Origin of the sequence: Homoserinimonas sp. OAct 916, assembly GCF_003260275.1 — a bacterium.
Lineage (GTDB): Bacteria > Actinomycetota > Actinomycetes > Actinomycetales > Microbacteriaceae > OACT-916.
The window spans coordinates 42,713-57,244 of record NZ_QJHB01000007.1 but is presented as its reverse complement, the minus strand read 5'-3'; the positions used below and the strand labels follow the sequence as shown (position 1 = coordinate 57,244).

The following is a 14,532-nucleotide window of genomic DNA, read 5'->3' as shown; positions in this document are numbered from 1 at the left end:
GTGCGGGGCAACGGCGGCGCACCCGGTTGGGATCCGCAACGGCTCCCCAGGCAAGACGGGTCGGTGGCGGTCGTCACCGGCGCAAATGCCGGGCTCGGTTTCTTCACGACGTACGCGCTCGCGTCGACGGGGATGCGGGTTGTTCTGGCGTGCCGCAATCGGGAACGAGCGAATGCCGCCCTCCGCGCCCTCCGAACACGCCTGCCTGGTGCAGACCTCGACGTGCTGCTCCTGGACACCGCAGATCTGGCCTCGGTGCGCCGTGCGGGCGAGCAGGTGGCCGCCTACGAACGGCTCGATGTCCTGGTGGCGAACGCGGGCATGGTGCACCCTCCCCGCCACCGCACGGTGAGCCCCGACGGAAATGAGCTCGTACTGGCGACGAACCACCTCGGTCACTTCGCGTTCATCCAGGCGGCGATGCCCGCCCTGGCGCGCACAACCGGCAGCCGAGTGGTGAACCTCGGCAGCATGGTCAGCCGGCTGATGCCGTCGCAGCTCACCGACCTGCAGCTGGAGCAGCACTACAGCGGGGCCCGCGCGTACGCACAGTCGAAGATCGCCGTGCAGTTGTTCGGGTTCGAGCTTGACCGTCGGCTACGAAACGCGGGCGTCGGGGTGAGCTCCCTGGTCGCGCATCCGGGGTACGCGATCAGCGGGAACACCCCGCGTGTGCCCGGGGTGAACGAACCCACCTGGCCCAGACGATTCGCGGATTCCCTGCAGCAGCTGATCGGAGCACAGGGCAAGAACCGCGGAGCCGAAGCTCTCGTGCGTGCGGCGCTCGACCCGGCCGTGACCGGCGGGCAGTACGTCGGACCGCGTTATGTCGTTCGTGGCGCGCCCGTTGTGCAGGCTCCGACGAGTGCGAGCCTTGATCCGGCACTCGCCGGCCGGCTGTGGTCCCTCTCCGAGCAGTACACGGGTACATCGTTCGTGCTGTAACCGGCCATCGTGGGCGTCAGAAGCTCAGGAGCAGGAGTCCGGCGAGGCACAGAGGCCGTCGGCGAGTTTCTCATCCTGAGTTTTCGCACTCGGGAGATGTGGTCGCAGCCCGCGCATCAGAGGCGGCCTCAGGCTCCGACGGTCGGCCCGAAGTGTGCGGGCAGGGTTCCGCGGTGCACCCGTGCGAGTTCGTCGAGTTCGATCCTGAACAGGTCTTGCACCTCAAGGGCGGGAGCGGCGGCATCCGTCACCCCGATGCGCAAGACGGGATAACCGCGGCCGTCGCACAGCCCGCGAAAGCGCACGTCGTCTTCTCGGGGCACACTCACGAGCACACGGCCGGCCGACTCGGAGAACAGCGCAGTGGTCGCGTCGACCCCGTCGCGCTCCATGATCTCGGTGAGCCAGACGCGCGCACCGACACCGAAGCGCAAGACGCACTCGGCCAGGGCCTGCGCCAGCCCGCCATCGGCGAGGTCGTGTGCTGAAGCGATCAATGACTGCTTGCCGCCGGCCGCAATCAATGAGGCCAACGCCTTCTCCTCGGCGAAGTCCACCACGGGGGGCAGCCCGCCGAGATGGTTGTGGAGAACATCGGCCCAGGCAGACCCGTCGAGCTCTGTGCGGGTGACGCCCAGCAGGTAGATGTTGTCGCCCTCGTCCTGCCACCCACTCGGGATGCGGTGTGCGACGTCGTCGATCACGCCGAGCACGGCAACGACCGGTGTCGGGTGGATCGGCGTGTCCCCGGTCTGGTTGTAGAAGGAGACATTGCCGCCGGTGACGGGAATCTCGAGCTCGAGGCAACCGTCGGCGAGACCCTCGACAGCCTGGACGAACTGCCACATGACTTCCGGGTTCTCGGGGCTGCCGAAGTTCAGGCAGTCGCTGACGGCTGCCGGCGTTGCTCCGCTGACGGCGACGTTGCGATGCGCCTCGGCCAACGCGAGTCGGGCGCCGGCGCGCGGATCGAGCTGGCAGTAGCGCCCGTTGGCGTCGAGGGCGATCGCGAAACCGAGCCCGGACTCTTCGTCGACGCGCACCATTCCGGCGTCGTCGGGAAAACTGAGTGCGGTGTTGCCCATCACGTAGCGGTCGTACTGGTCGGTGATCCAGCTCGGATCGGCGAGGTTCGGGCTGCCGAGCAGCGCAAGCAGCTGGTGGCGCAACTCGTCGCCCGACGATGGGCGAGGAAGCGCCGCGGCCGTGTCGGCCTGCAGGGCATCGAGCCAATCCGGGCGGGCCACCGGGCGTTCGTAGATGGGGCCGTCAACGGCCACGGTCGTCGGGTCGACATCGACGATGCGCTCGCCGTGCCAGTCGATGGTGAGCCGACCGGAATCGTCGACTTCGCCGAGCACGCTGGTTTCGACATCCCACTTCGAGGTGACGGCGAGAAAGGCGTCGAGCTTGTCCGGGGCCACGATCGCCATCATGCGTTCCTGGCTCTCCGACATCAGAATCTCTTCGGCGGTGAGGCTGGGATCGCGCAGCAGCACGCTGTCGAGATCGACGTGCATGCCGCCGTCGCCGTTGGCGGCCAACTCGCTGGTGGCACAGGATATCCCCGCGGCACCGAGGTCTTGGATCGCTTCGACCAGTTCGCCTGCGAACAGTTCGAGGCAGCACTCGATCAGCACCTTCTCGGCAAACGGGTCGCCCACCTGGACAGCCGGGCGTTTGGTCGCCCCGCCTTCCTCGAACGAATCCGATGCGAGAATGGATGCCCCACCGATACCGTCACCGCCGGTTCGAGCCCCAAAAAGGACGACCTTGTTGCCCACCCCGGTGGCGTTGGCTAGGTGAAGGTCCTCGTGTCGAAGCACCCCCACGGCGAGAGCGTTGACGAGCGGGTTGCCCTGGTAGATCGGATCGAACCAGGTTTCGCCGCCGATGTTGGGAAGTCCCAGACAGTTGCCGTAGCTGGAGATCCCTGCCACCGCTCCATGTACGACGCGGGCTGTGTCGGGCGCATCGATGGCCCCGAAGCGCAGGGCGTCCATGACGGCTACGGGGCGTGCTCCCATCGAGATGATGTCGCGCACAATTCCGCCGACGCCGGTCGCCGCACCCTGGAACGGTTCGATGAACGAGGGGCTGTTGTGGCTCTCCACCTTAAACGTGACCGCCCACCCTTCACCGATGTCGACCACGCCGGCGTTCTGACCCATGCCGACCATCAAATTCTTGGTGCTGGCCTCGGTGGTCTTCTCACCAAACTGGCGCAGATAGATCTTCGAGGACTTGTAGGAGCAGTGCTCGCTCCACATCACCGAGTACATGGCAAGTTCGCCGCTGGTCGGGCGCCGGCCCAGAAGCTGCTTGATCTGCTCGTACTCGTCGGGCTTCAGGCCGAGGGCCGCGTACGGCTGCTCATTCTCAGGGGTCGCGGCGGCATTCTCGACGGTGTCGACAAAGAGTTCAGGTCGGGAGGTCACGAGGCGCAGTGCTCCAATAGGTGGTGAAGGGCGAGCCTTAATCCTACCGTTCGCACCCAACGAGAGACGGCCCATCGATTCCTCCCGATAGGCGCCAATCACGATCTGGCCGCAGGCGGATGTCGACCCCCAACTCTGGGGACACGGCCACGAGGGGATCCGCTAAATTCCGGGGTTCTCGCAATTCTCAAGACCCTCGAAAACCAACTTGAGCCTTTCTTGAGCTTTGGTTGAGTCTTCTTCATTATTGTCTGAATTGAAGTTCGGACGGGCCATTCTGGTACCCGCTGATCCGTGAGACAACGTACGTCGCGGCATCCGGCGCCGACCCGAAAGGCGCCGGCTGCCGCGACCCGCGCGAGGTATGTCCGCCGGACTAGGTGCCTCAGTGAGGACATGCGCAACCGCTCGCAGTGTTCGACCCGGCGTCTCGGCTACGATCTTCCAGTATCGAGTAGTCACTCGATACTGGATGGGGACGGGAGCCCACCGATGCCGATTGCGCCACGCGTCGCCGTTGTCATCGAGGATGACGCCGACATTCGCACGCTCCTGGCCACCGTGTTGGAACAGGTCGGCTTCGAAACAGTGCTCACCGGGAACGGTCTCGACGGCATCGAGGCGGTGCGTACCCACGACCCGATCGTCACAACGTTGGATGTGAGCATGCCCGGGATCGACGGGTTCGAGACCGCGAAGCGCATCCGGGCGATCAGCTCAACCTATCTGATCATGCTCACCGCCCGCACCGAAGAGATCGACACTCTGCAGGGTTTGGAATCCGGCGCAGACGACTATGTGACCAAACCGTTTCGTCCGCGCGAACTGCGGGCCCGGATAGAGGCCATGCTGCGCAGGGCCGAAGCGACTCCGTCATCGGGCACTGCCCGAGTGCCCACGGATGCCACACGCTCAGGGGCGGCTGAGTCGACGCACCCGCGAGCGGTCGCAGCCCCGGTTCCCACACGCGTCGTCACCGCGCGCGATGTCGACGAGGCGGCGCGTACCGGCCGTGTGGTCGATCTGTCCTGGTACGAGCATCGGGGCCTTCGGCTGAATTCGGACGAACACCGGGTGGTCGTGGGCTCCGTTGATGTCGAGTTGACTCACACCGAGTTCAGGTTGCTCGAGGGATTGATGCGCTCGGGTCGACGGGTGCTCAGCAAAGCCGCGCTGGCCGAACTCGTGCGTTCCGAAGCCGACGCCTTCTACGTCAGTGAGGCCGACAAGAGGGCGGTCGAGGTGCACCTGGCGAACCTCCGCCGAAAGCTCGGTGATAACCCGGTCATGCCTCGCTTCATCGAGACAGTGCGTGGAGTCGGCTACCGGCTCACGTCAAACGGCGAGAACTCGGGGATTCACTGATCGGCCGGTATCGGCGAACCCGCTCCGGCGAGGACCGCGCGATTGCCGCCAGTCGCCGTGGCGTGGTCACAGGCCGCCCTGGCGGCTGAACTCATTCGCTGGAGGTCATACCCGAAGTGCTCGCTGAACGCGATTCCCACGCTTATGGTCGGCCGCAGACCCGCGAGTTCGGGCACCGGCGCCTCAAGCAGTTTTGCCTGCAGCGCGATGACAGCCGTCACGGCGTCGTCAGGACTCGCCATCGGTGTTGCCATGACCAGTCGACCGGTTCCGGCCTCGCCGATATCAGAGTGTGGCGGTCCGAAACGGCGCATGAACGAGATGTACTGCACCAACACCTGGTTGCCGTGGGTGCGGCCGAAGGCGGTGTTGATCTCGGCGAGATTGTCCAGATTGATATGGAGCAGTATCAGCGGAACCCCGTGATACCGGCAGCGTTCCAACCAGTCGCGGACGACGAGCCGAAATGAGTTCGCATGCAGCACTCCCTGTTCGGTATAGCCCGTTCGGCCGTAGTCGTGGAAGATCGCCGTGCCAGCCTGCACCCGTTCCGTTCGCATGGTGGACATGGTGGTCGCGAGCACGGGAATCAACACCATCGCCATGATGGCCGTCGTGTTCGATCCGACTGTCTCGAGAAAGAAGGTACTTTCTTCTCCCACCAGTGTGAGCCCGAGCAGTCGGAGCAGATAGAAGGCGCTCTGAACCCAGAAGACCACGGTCAGGGTCACAGCACCGACTTCCCGCTGCTGGGAGTCACGCATGACCTCAATCGCTGCTGCAGCCGCGAACAGTGCAACACCCACGAAGTAGAATTCACCCCCAGCCCAGTCGCCACCAGCAGGGCCTTGCAACCACGCGGCCCCCGCCGTTATGATGCCGGCTGTGACGACGAGTGCATACAGAGGTCTGCGTTCGTTCCGCACGCGGCACCCACTCCAGAAGAGCCCTGCGCCGATCACCATCGCCCCATTTCCAACTCCGCCTGTCCACCAGGCATCCGGCTGCAGCGAGTAAGTCACGAAACTCAACGTGGTGAGCATGCCCGCCATGTAGGCGACCGACCAGATGCGGCCCGTGTTGTTGTCCTTGTAGGCGAGGGTGCCGACAATGTACATGGTCGCCGCGAGCACGACAGCGATGGTACTGGACAGGGCCAGGGTCCAGGTGTCAAGTTGCATGGCTCTCCTCGAAATCGATCAAATCCGGAAGGGAATGTACTGTCGTTGTGACTGTGTGCGGAAGCGTGAGCACCACCGTGGTGCCGACGCCCACGACGCTGTGCACCGTGAGCTCCCCACCGTGTCGACGTGCGAGATCTCGGCTGATGCCCAGACCCAGGCCGCTGCCGTGCACGCTGGAATTGCGAACCGCCTCAGAGCGAAAGAAGTGCTCAAAGAGGTGCGGCTGTTCGTCTTCGGAAATTCCAATACCGGTATCGCGCACGGCCAGTATGACGGTATTCGTGGTGTGGGACAGCTCGATCGTCACGGTGCCGTTGTCGACGTTGTACTTGATGGCGTTGGAGAGCACGTTGTCCACCACCTGGCGCAGGCGTGATGCATCGGCGGTCACAGTGATGCGCTCGTCGGCGTGAATCGCCACGCGAATACCGCGCTCCCGTGCTCGGGGTTCGATCAGTTCGATGGACTGCTCGACGATCCCGACCAGGTCGCAGTCAGCCAGCTTCAGCGCCGTCGGCTGCGTGCCGTCGCGGGAGGCCGAGAGGATGTCTGTGACCAGTTCGAGAAGGCGGTTCGAGTTGCGGTAGGCGACTGCCAACTGATCCTCGGTGACGGCCGAGAGCTCACCGCTGTCGAGCGCGAGCTCGAGGTAGCCGAGAATCGAGGTGAGGGGGGTACGCAGTTCGTGGGAGACTGACGCGAGAAGGTTATCCCTGGCGCGCACCGCGCTGAGTTCGGCTGTGATGTTTCGGGAGACCACGACGCTGCCGTAGTAATGCCCGTCACCGTGGCGCAGGTGGCGTGCCGTCACTTGGAACGCGGCACGAGTTGCGCCGGGCTCCCCCGACCAGACCGTCACTGCATCGAACTCCTCACCGCGCAGGGCGCGCTGCAGCGGTGAGTCTTCGCGTGCCAGCCGATTCGCGCTCTCATCGCTCAGCGCCGGAACGGCCAGGCTCAGCCCGTCAGGAAAATCCAGCCCCAAGGGCATCTGCATCTGTGCCTGGTTGACCAGGGTTACCTGCCCGGCGGGGTCAATGCGGATCACTCCGAAGTCAACGGTGTCGAGCACCTCGACAAGCAGGTCTGCGCTGCTACGGGAGTGCGCGAGTGCGCCTTCGAGAAGCTCGGCCTGTTTGCGCAGCAATACGCGCTGGGCCGCCGAGCGCCGGGAGGTGAAATAACTTGAGGTGGCCACAAAGCCGATCACGAGGGGCAGCAACAGGAAGGTTGGAACAGACGCCACAGACAGGGGCACCCCACGAAGGAGAAGGTCGGCCCACACGCACGCCCACACCATGGCGACGCTGAGAATGCCCCCGAAGCGGCCAAAACTCTTCGACATCCAGAGCACAGGGAATACCCAGAGCATGCCGAATCCGAGCTGTGGTTGGTCGAGGTGAAGCGCTGCGATAATGAGGATGTCCAACAAGGGCAGAGCCATCACCCAGATCCGCGGCCACTGGTGCCACGGCACTAGAACTGCCGCCCCACAGCTGAGGAACGTGACGGCGACAGCTCCGAAGAACAGGAGCGGGCTGGCCCAGGCGGAGTCGAAGAGCAACATCATGCCGAACACAGCCAGTAGGACCGCGCCGAACATGAGTTGAGAGAGGGCTACGGCGCGGCTTGCGTGATGCGCCACAGGGCGCATGCGGCGTGGGGACTCCGTCGGCATGTCTCGACTTTAGTAGGGTGGCGGCAGATTCCGTGTGCGGGCGCGGTGCGGCGCGGTGACCGGTGCGGTGCACGCCCGTCTTCAGCGGCTCCAGCCGCCGGGAGGGCCGACGATGAGCAACGAGGTCATGATCACGATGATCCCGACCACGAACAGCGCACCGAGCACCACCGGGTGATTCAGGAACCATCGCAGCAGGCGACTCACCCCGGTGTGGTCGCGGGGGTCGTCGGTGGCGGTCAGCCGCCATCTCCCGTCGAGCTTTCCACGCTTGTCCAGCCAGACGTCGAACGGGATCGTCGCGTATGGAACGATCGCGGTGAATACGGCGAAGACGATCTGGCCCACCGCCCACCGCTGGTTGACGCCTACCAGAACTGCTGTCAATGCGTAGGTGATGAACACGAAGCCGTGGATCGAACCGCCGATGAGAACGGGCACGGTGCCGAGGTCGAAGCCATACTTCAAGATCATGCCGGTGATCAGCAGCGTCCAGGTGATCGCCTCCGCGATCGCGACGGTGCGGTAGAACAGGCGCGGGGTGAGCCCGGAAGGCCGTGTGAGCCCGGACGGTACAGCCTCGCGGGTGGAGGCAGCCGTGGACGCGGGGATAACGGGTGTTGAAGAGGTCGTTGAAATAGGCACGTCTCCATCCTGTCAGGAACAACAGTGCTCGGGCATCGATCGAAAGTTTGAGAACGGGTGGGTGTCGGCCGGTACAGAGTCGATCCCGCCAGGACGTTGTTCTGGAAGTGGAGCATGACTGGAATGATCAGGTTGCCGTGTGAGGATGTGAAGCTGTGACTTTCTTTAGCGAACTCCCCGCCTGGCTCACCGCCGCCCTGTGGTCTATAGCCGCCATCGTGCTGTCGGTGGTTGCGACCTACGTGTTTGGCGTGATCTTTCGTGTCGTGGGCCGCGGCAGGCCCTGGTCGACGATGTTTCGGGCACGCATGCGCTCGCCGCTGTTCTTCCTGCTCCTGGTCATCCTGCTGTGGATTGTCTCATGGGGGCTCCCCGAACCCATCCCACCGCTCACCCAGACTTTCAGGATCGCTCTCATCCTGACTGCGGCGTGGGCAGTGGGGTCCGCCGCGATCTTCACCGCCGATCTGGCCCTGTCCCGCTACGCGCTCGACGGTTCCGACGGCTGGCAGGCGCGTCGGGCGCGCACCCAGTTTCAGATCGTGCGCCGGCTCATGATTGCTGCGACGATCATCGTCGCGGTGGGAGCGGCCCTGCTGACCTTCCCGGGAGTGCAGGCTGTGGGAGCGGCCGTTCTGGCATCAGCCGGTGTGGTCTCGGTGATCGCGGGACTCGCCGCGCAGTCCACCTTGAGCAATGTCTTCGCGGGGATGCAACTGGCCTTCAGCGGATCGGTGCGCCTCGAGGATGTCGTGGTCGTCCAGGGCGAGTGGGGCTATATCGAAGAGATCACCCTCACCTATGTGGTGGTGCGCATCTGGGACGAGCGTCGTCTGGTGATGCCGTCGACGTACTTCACACAGCAGTCCTACGAGAACTGGACCAGACATTCCACCGACATCCTCGGAACCGTCTTCTTCGACCTCGACTGGGGGGTCGACATTCCGCGGATGCGTGAAGAACTCGATCGCATTCTCGCGAACACCGAGTTGTGGGACGGCGAGGCGGCCTCCCTGCGGGTCACCGAGACCACCGGCGGGTACGTCCAGGTGCGCGCGCTGGTCAGCGCCGCAGACTCATTCAGCATGTTCGACCTCACGCGCACCGTGCGAGAAGAGATGCTGCTGTGGCTGCAGAAGCACAACCCGGCCGGTCTGCCGCGCACACGTATTCAGGCGATTGATCGAGACGGCGAATCGTTTCCGCGCACCAAGGCGGTTTCGACTCGCACGGTGCCGATCGCAACCGGCGACGAGGTCGACACCAGAACACTCAGCATTCCGATCACTCCGGCGGAGCGAGACGTGTTGAATGACGAACGTGACCTAAGCGTTGGCGAGCATCCGCTCGATCACTGAGGTGAAGAAGCCGAGGCCGTCGATGCCGCTGCGCATGGCGGCAGGCGTGTCTGGTCCGAAACCGGCCTCGACGGCGTGCTCGGGGTGGGGCATGATGCCGACCACGTTACCGCGATCGTTGGTGACGCCAGCGATATCGCGCAATGAACCGTTGGGATTGGTTCCGAGGTACCGCACCACAACCTGCCCCTCGCCCTCGATGCGGTCGAGGGTCTCGGAGTCGGCGATGTAGCCGCCTTCGCCGTTCTTCAGCGGGATCACGATTTCTTGGTCGGCCTCGAAACTGCCTGTCCATGCCGTGTTGGTGTTCTCCACCCGCAGGCGCTGGTCGCGGCAGATGAACGAGCCGTGGTCGTTGCGGATCAGGCCGCCGGGGAGAAGACGTGCCTCGGTCAGCATCTGGAAGCCGTTGCAGATGCCGAGCACCGGCACTCCGCGCCCCGCAGCGTCGATCACATCGGCCATGATGGGCGAGAGGCTCGCGATGGCGCCGCAGCGAAGGTAGTCGCCGTAGCTGAACCCTCCGGGCAGAACGATCGCATCCACGTTGTGCAGGTCATGGTCGCCGTGCCAGAGCGCGACCGGCTCGGCGCCGGCGATACGAACGGCTCGCTGTGCGTCACGGTCGTCGAGGGAGCCGGGAAAGGTGACGACGCCGATTCGTGTCACTGGGCGGCCGTCTCGGTCTCGGGCTCGTAGTGGATGCCCACCACGTCTTCGATGACCTGGTTCGAGAGCACCTCGTCGGCGAGCTCCTGGACGGTCGCGAGCACGTTGTCATCAACCGGGCCGTCGACCTGGATCTCGAACCGCTTGCCCACTCGCACCCCGGCGATCTGGTCGTGGCCGAGGCGGGCGAGGGCGCTGGCGACCGCTTTCCCCTGCGGGTCGAGCAATTCGGCCTTGGGCATGACCTCGACAACGATTGTGGGCACCGGTAACTCCAAAAAGGGTCTGACGAACGGATGACTCAATCCTAATGCCGCGGGCGATCGAGGCGCCCGAGCCCACCAAAGTTGTTTTGATTTACCCAAAACAACTTGGTAGGGTTGGTAGCAATGACCATGACGAATCCCCCGACTGCGATGACCGACGCCCTACGTCAGTGCATCCGCGGCGCAGGGCTCAAGGTCACCGAACCCCGGTTGGCCGTACTGCATGCCCTCGACGCAATGCCGCACGCATCCGCCGACACGGTCTTCGGTGAGGTGAAGAATCAGCTCCCCGGCACGTCCTTGCAGGCCGTCTACGGCGTGCTTGCCGCGCTCACCGCGGCGGGGCTCTTGCGCAAGATCGAGCCGGCGGGTTCGTCGGCGAGGTATGAGCGCCGCACCGGGGACAACCACCACCACCTGGTGTGCACCGGGTGCGATGTGATCAAAGACGTCGACTGCGCGGTCGGCGAGGCGCCCTGCCTCACCGCGGCCGATGCCGCCGGGTTCGAGGTTCGCGAGGCGGAAGTCACCTACTGGGGACTGTGCGCCCAATGCCGACACGCCGCCTGAGAGCCCAGCCAGCTCCAGAAAGAACCTGTCCCACAGCGAACCGGTCTCACCACGAACCAGAAGACAAACGAAGTACAAGACAGTTGAAGAATCACCCAAGAAGGAGAATCATGTCGTCAGAACCTGCAACATCCGCGCAGCCGCGGCCAACCACCACGCAGTCAGGTGCTCCGGTGGCCAGCGATGAGCATTCGCTCACCGCCGGCCCTAATGGCGCGACCGTCCTGCACGACCGCTACCTGGTGGAGAAGCTCGCCGCGTTCCACCGCGAACGTGTTCCCGAGCGCAACCCCCACGCCAAGGGTGGAGGTGCGTTCGGTGAGTTCACCGTCACCGAAGATGTGTCCCAGTACACGCGTGCCGCCCTGTTCCAGCCCGGCGCGAAGACCGAGATGCTGGCACGTTTCTCGTCGGTCGCCGGCGAGCAGGGCTCGCCCGACACCTGGCGTGACGTGCGTGGTTTCGCGCTCAAGTTCTACACCACCGAAGGCAACTACGACATCGTCGGAAACAACACGCCGGTCTTCTTCATTCGCGACGGCATCAAGTTTCCCGACTTCATCCACTCGCAGAAGCGCTTGGGCTCATCCGCTCTTCGTGATGCAGACATGCAGTGGGATTTCTGGTCGCTCTCGCCGGAATCAGCCCACCAGGTGACTTACCTCATGGGTGACCGCGGCCTGCCCCGGTCGTGGCGCCACATGAACGGCTACGGATCACACACCTACCAGTGGATCAACGCCGACGGCGAGCGGTTCTGGGTGAAGTACCACTTCCTCACCCGCCAGGGCGTTGAGGCGATGAGCGGTGCAGAGGCTGAGAAGCTTGCCGGGTCGGACGCCGACTACTACCGCCGCGACCTCTACGAATCCATTGCGGCGGGCGACAACCCGGTCTGGGACGTCTACGTGCAGGTGATCCCGTACGAAGAGGGCAAGGCCTACCGCTACAACCCGTTCGACATCACCAAGACCATTCCGAAGGCCGACTACCCCCGCATCAAGGTCGGTGAGTTCACCTTGAACCGCAACCCGGTGAACTTCTTCGCCGAGATCGAGCAGGCCGCGTTCTCGCCCTCGAACCTGGTGCCCGGCGTCGACATCAGCCCCGACAAGATGCTGATGGCGCGCGTCTTCTCCTACCCGGACGCCCAGCGCTATCGCATCGGCACGAACTATAACCAGCTGCCGGTGAACGCCCCGCACGCCACCGAGGTCAACACCTACGGCCACGAGGGCAACATGCGGTTCTACCATGCCGCAGCGGATGCCCCCACCTACGCCCCGAACTCGGTCGGCGGCCCGGCAGCTGATCCGGCTCGTGCCGGCGACGGCGGCTGGGAGAGCGACGGCGCGCTCGTGCGCTCGGCGGCCACTCTGCGCGCCGACGACGACGACTTCGGCCAGGCGGGAACCCTGTACCGCGAGGTCTTTGACGACGCGGGCCGGGCCCGCTTCCTGGAGACGATCACCGGTGCCGTCGGTGGGGTGAAGAGCGATGTCATCCGTGAGCGTGCGATCCAGTACTGGACGAATGTCGACACCGAACTCGGCGCGAAGCTCCGGGCAAACCTGGCTGCACCGGGCGAGACGTCGAACGAGTCTGCGGAGTACGTGGGCGTGGCGGAATAGTCAGCACCACGGGCTGAGTCGGCCTGAAATCACCCGACCGGTTTGCGAGCGGCCGACCCCGTGAGTACGCCGCGACAACCCTCCAGAAGGGCGTCGCGGTGATCGTCGTCGGCCGCGAACACACAACCAGTTGGGGATACGAGGGAGCGAAACAGTATGGCCCGGTTGTTGAGGCTGACACCCTTGGGCTTGACCTCAACCGCGCAACTGCCAAAGTTCACCGTACGCGCAAGAATCAGGAAATCTGATACGAGGTCGGGGCCGGCCAACAGCCGGCCCCGACCTCTCCCACGCAGCTGAGAGTAATTCCTCGGGCGACAGCGACGGGACGCGGCAAGCCGCTCTAGCCGACGAACTCGCAGGAAAGCTACCTTGCTAGCCACTCCACGCGACCGGGTGAGAGTCTGCGCGGACGCAAAGTTACGCCTCTCAGGGGCTTATAGTTTGTTGCGTTGCTCATGAGCCATAATGGATCAGAAAAAGTAGACCGCTGTGCAACAAAGCCCGTACACGCCTAGTTGAGGTCGCTCATACTGTGCCCGGTCGGGTGATCCAGTTGGGTGAGTTCGACGAGCGGCTTTCCTACCCCTTGGTGTTTCACCGCCGGGTTGGGCGTATTCAGGTTGACCACGCGCCGAGAGGATTCGGGAAGACCTCGCTTTTGCGGCACTACCAACGCCGGGCACAGGAGCGCGGCGCATTGACAGTGTGGGTTACCGCCGCGGACGAGGCGGGCTTGATCGTTCAGATCGCGGTGGTGATCGACCGGGTCACGACCGGGTGGCGGGATGCGGCGAGGAAGGCGATTTACTCCCGGCTGGAGTCCCTGACCCTCAAGCTCGGCGTCCCGAACGTCATCGGTGTCAACGCGACGTCGCGGGCGGCCCCGGGAACGGTTCCGACCGGCAGCCTAGAGTTCGAGGTCATCCGCGCGGCAGCCTCGGAGGATGAGCACCGTGGCTTGGTGATCCTGATCGACGAGGTGCAATCCTCCGGTGCCTGAGGACTGCTCACGCTGGCACATGCGTGGCAGCACCGGCAATCTGAAGGGACGGATGTTCCAGCGGCGGTCTTCATGGCCGGTTTGCCCAACGCGGCTGAAGTCATATCGTCGGCGGTCACCTTTAGTGAACGGTTCGCGTATCGGCCGCGGGCGGGGCTTGAGCGCGAGGCGGAGGAATTCGCCCTGGTGGTGCCCGCGCGGCAACTGGGCGTGGAATGGGAGCAGGATTCATTGGGTGAAGCGTTAGCGAACGCGGGCGGTTATCCGTATATGGTGCAGCTGATCGGCGACGCGACGTGGACCGCTGCAGGCCGGCCGGATCCCGGCGCGCGGATCACCCTCGATCAGGTTCGCGCCGGCCGCACGGCGATGGCCGCCGACTTGGATGCACTATTCCGGGCACGCTGGGCAAACGCAACGACCGGGGAACGGGAACTCATGCATGCTATGGCCTCTCTCGGCGACGAGCACGCTCGTCGCGCGGACATTGCCCGAGCCCTCGGCGTGACCAGCGACAGCTTGTCGGTTCCGCGCGCCCGGCTATTAGACAAGGGCTTCGTGCAGGCAGGAGAACGAGGCACACTCGAGTTCACCATCCCAGGATTCGCGAAGTTCATCCGGGACCTTGATGAGTTCTAGCCACTTCGGCGCAGGTACCTTTTAGAGACGCTCACCTGGCTGGACGACCGTTGAGCGGGCCACGGACGGCACGCGCCCACAAGCCTCAATTCGCCGATGTGGCCTGAGGCTCAAGGGAAAGAAGTAAACCCCGGCATGTCC

General features: G+C 64.4%; 13 protein-coding genes. 7 read left to right on the top strand and 6 right to left on the bottom strand.

Features of this window, described 5'->3' with window-relative positions:
• Positions 1 to 945: an SDR family NAD(P)-dependent oxidoreductase gene (locus DL891_RS09415; protein ID WP_157962458.1), complete on the top strand. Its 945-nt coding sequence runs from the start codon at positions 1 to 3 to the stop codon at positions 943 to 945.
• A gap of 128 nt (positions 946 to 1,073) precedes the next feature.
• Here the strand turns inward: DL891_RS09415 and purL are convergent, their stop codons facing one another.
• Positions 1,074 to 3,383 (bottom strand): phosphoribosylformylglycinamidine synthase subunit PurL, encoded by a 2,310-nt coding sequence (gene purL, locus DL891_RS09410; RefSeq protein ID WP_232819094.1) that lies wholly within the window; start codon positions 3,381 to 3,383, stop codon positions 1,074 to 1,076.
• 492 nt (positions 3,384 to 3,875) lie between these two features.
• Between purL and DL891_RS09405 the strand changes: the two genes are divergently transcribed.
• The gene (locus DL891_RS09405) at positions 3,876 to 4,748 is read left to right on the top strand and encodes a response regulator transcription factor (protein WP_111720179.1); all 873 of its coding nucleotides are present in this window, start codon (positions 3,876 to 3,878) and stop codon (positions 4,746 to 4,748) included.
• On the opposite strand, the gene DL891_RS09400 is transcribed toward DL891_RS09405, so the two are convergent.
• The 3 genes from DL891_RS09400 to DL891_RS09390 form a co-directional block, all read right to left on the bottom strand.
• On the bottom strand, positions 4,742 to 5,929 hold the full coding sequence (locus DL891_RS09400) for a diguanylate cyclase (RefSeq protein WP_111720178.1): 1,188 nt from the start codon (positions 5,927 to 5,929) through the stop codon (positions 4,742 to 4,744). The two genes, DL891_RS09405 and DL891_RS09400, sit on opposite strands and share 7 nt — an antisense overlap.
• Positions 5,919 to 7,610 (bottom strand): cell wall metabolism sensor histidine kinase WalK, encoded by a 1,692-nt coding sequence (locus DL891_RS09395; protein ID WP_111720177.1) that lies wholly within the window; start codon positions 7,608 to 7,610, stop codon positions 5,919 to 5,921. The genes DL891_RS09400 and DL891_RS09395 overlap by 11 nt, the downstream gene beginning before the upstream one ends.
• 81 nt (positions 7,611 to 7,691) lie before the next feature.
• Positions 7,692 to 8,255, bottom strand: a complete 564-nt coding sequence (locus tag DL891_RS09390) for a DUF3817 domain-containing protein (RefSeq protein ID WP_111720176.1) — start codon at positions 8,253 to 8,255, stop codon at positions 7,692 to 7,694.
• Positions 8,256 to 8,410: 155 nt separating this feature from the next.
• Between DL891_RS09390 and DL891_RS09385 the strand changes: the two genes are divergently transcribed.
• Positions 8,411 to 9,613, top strand: coding sequence for a mechanosensitive ion channel family protein (locus tag DL891_RS09385; RefSeq protein WP_232819093.1), 1,203 nt, complete (start codon positions 8,411 to 8,413; stop codon positions 9,611 to 9,613).
• Here DL891_RS09385 and purQ read toward each other — a convergent pair.
• Together purQ and purS are read right to left on the bottom strand one after the other, a co-directional pair.
• The gene (purQ, locus tag DL891_RS09380) at positions 9,581 to 10,282 is read right to left on the bottom strand and encodes a phosphoribosylformylglycinamidine synthase subunit PurQ (protein ID WP_111720175.1); all 702 of its coding nucleotides are present in this window, start codon (positions 10,280 to 10,282) and stop codon (positions 9,581 to 9,583) included. The genes DL891_RS09385 and purQ overlap by 33 nt on opposite strands.
• Complete coding sequence (gene purS, locus DL891_RS09375) at positions 10,279 to 10,548, bottom strand: phosphoribosylformylglycinamidine synthase subunit PurS (protein WP_198668835.1); 270 nt, start codon at positions 10,546 to 10,548, stop codon at positions 10,279 to 10,281. Before purS ends, purQ begins: the two co-directional genes overlap by 4 nt.
• 123 nt (positions 10,549 to 10,671) lie before the next feature.
• Here purS and DL891_RS09370 point away from each other — a divergent pair, with 123 nt between their 5' ends.
• The 4 genes from DL891_RS09370 (at position 10,672) to DL891_RS09355 (ending at position 14,391) form a co-directional block, all read left to right on the top strand.
• Entirely contained in the window at positions 10,672 to 11,118 is a 447-nt protein-coding gene (locus tag DL891_RS09370) for a Fur family transcriptional regulator (protein ID WP_304598465.1), read from the top strand.
• Positions 11,119 to 11,228: 110 nt separating this feature from the next.
• On the top strand, positions 11,229 to 12,749 hold the full coding sequence (locus tag DL891_RS09365; RefSeq protein WP_111720173.1) for a catalase: 1,521 nt from the start codon (positions 11,229 to 11,231) through the stop codon (positions 12,747 to 12,749).
• A 700-nt stretch (positions 12,750 to 13,449) separates the two neighbouring features.
• Positions 13,450 to 13,752: a hypothetical protein gene (locus DL891_RS17105; RefSeq protein WP_157962457.1), complete on the top strand. Its 303-nt coding sequence runs from the start codon at positions 13,450 to 13,452 to the stop codon at positions 13,750 to 13,752.
• A gap of 72 nt (positions 13,753 to 13,824) precedes the next feature.
• Positions 13,825 to 14,391, top strand: a complete 567-nt coding sequence (locus DL891_RS09355; protein WP_111720171.1) for a hypothetical protein — start codon at positions 13,825 to 13,827, stop codon at positions 14,389 to 14,391.
• Positions 14,392 to 14,532 lie beyond the last annotated feature (141 nt).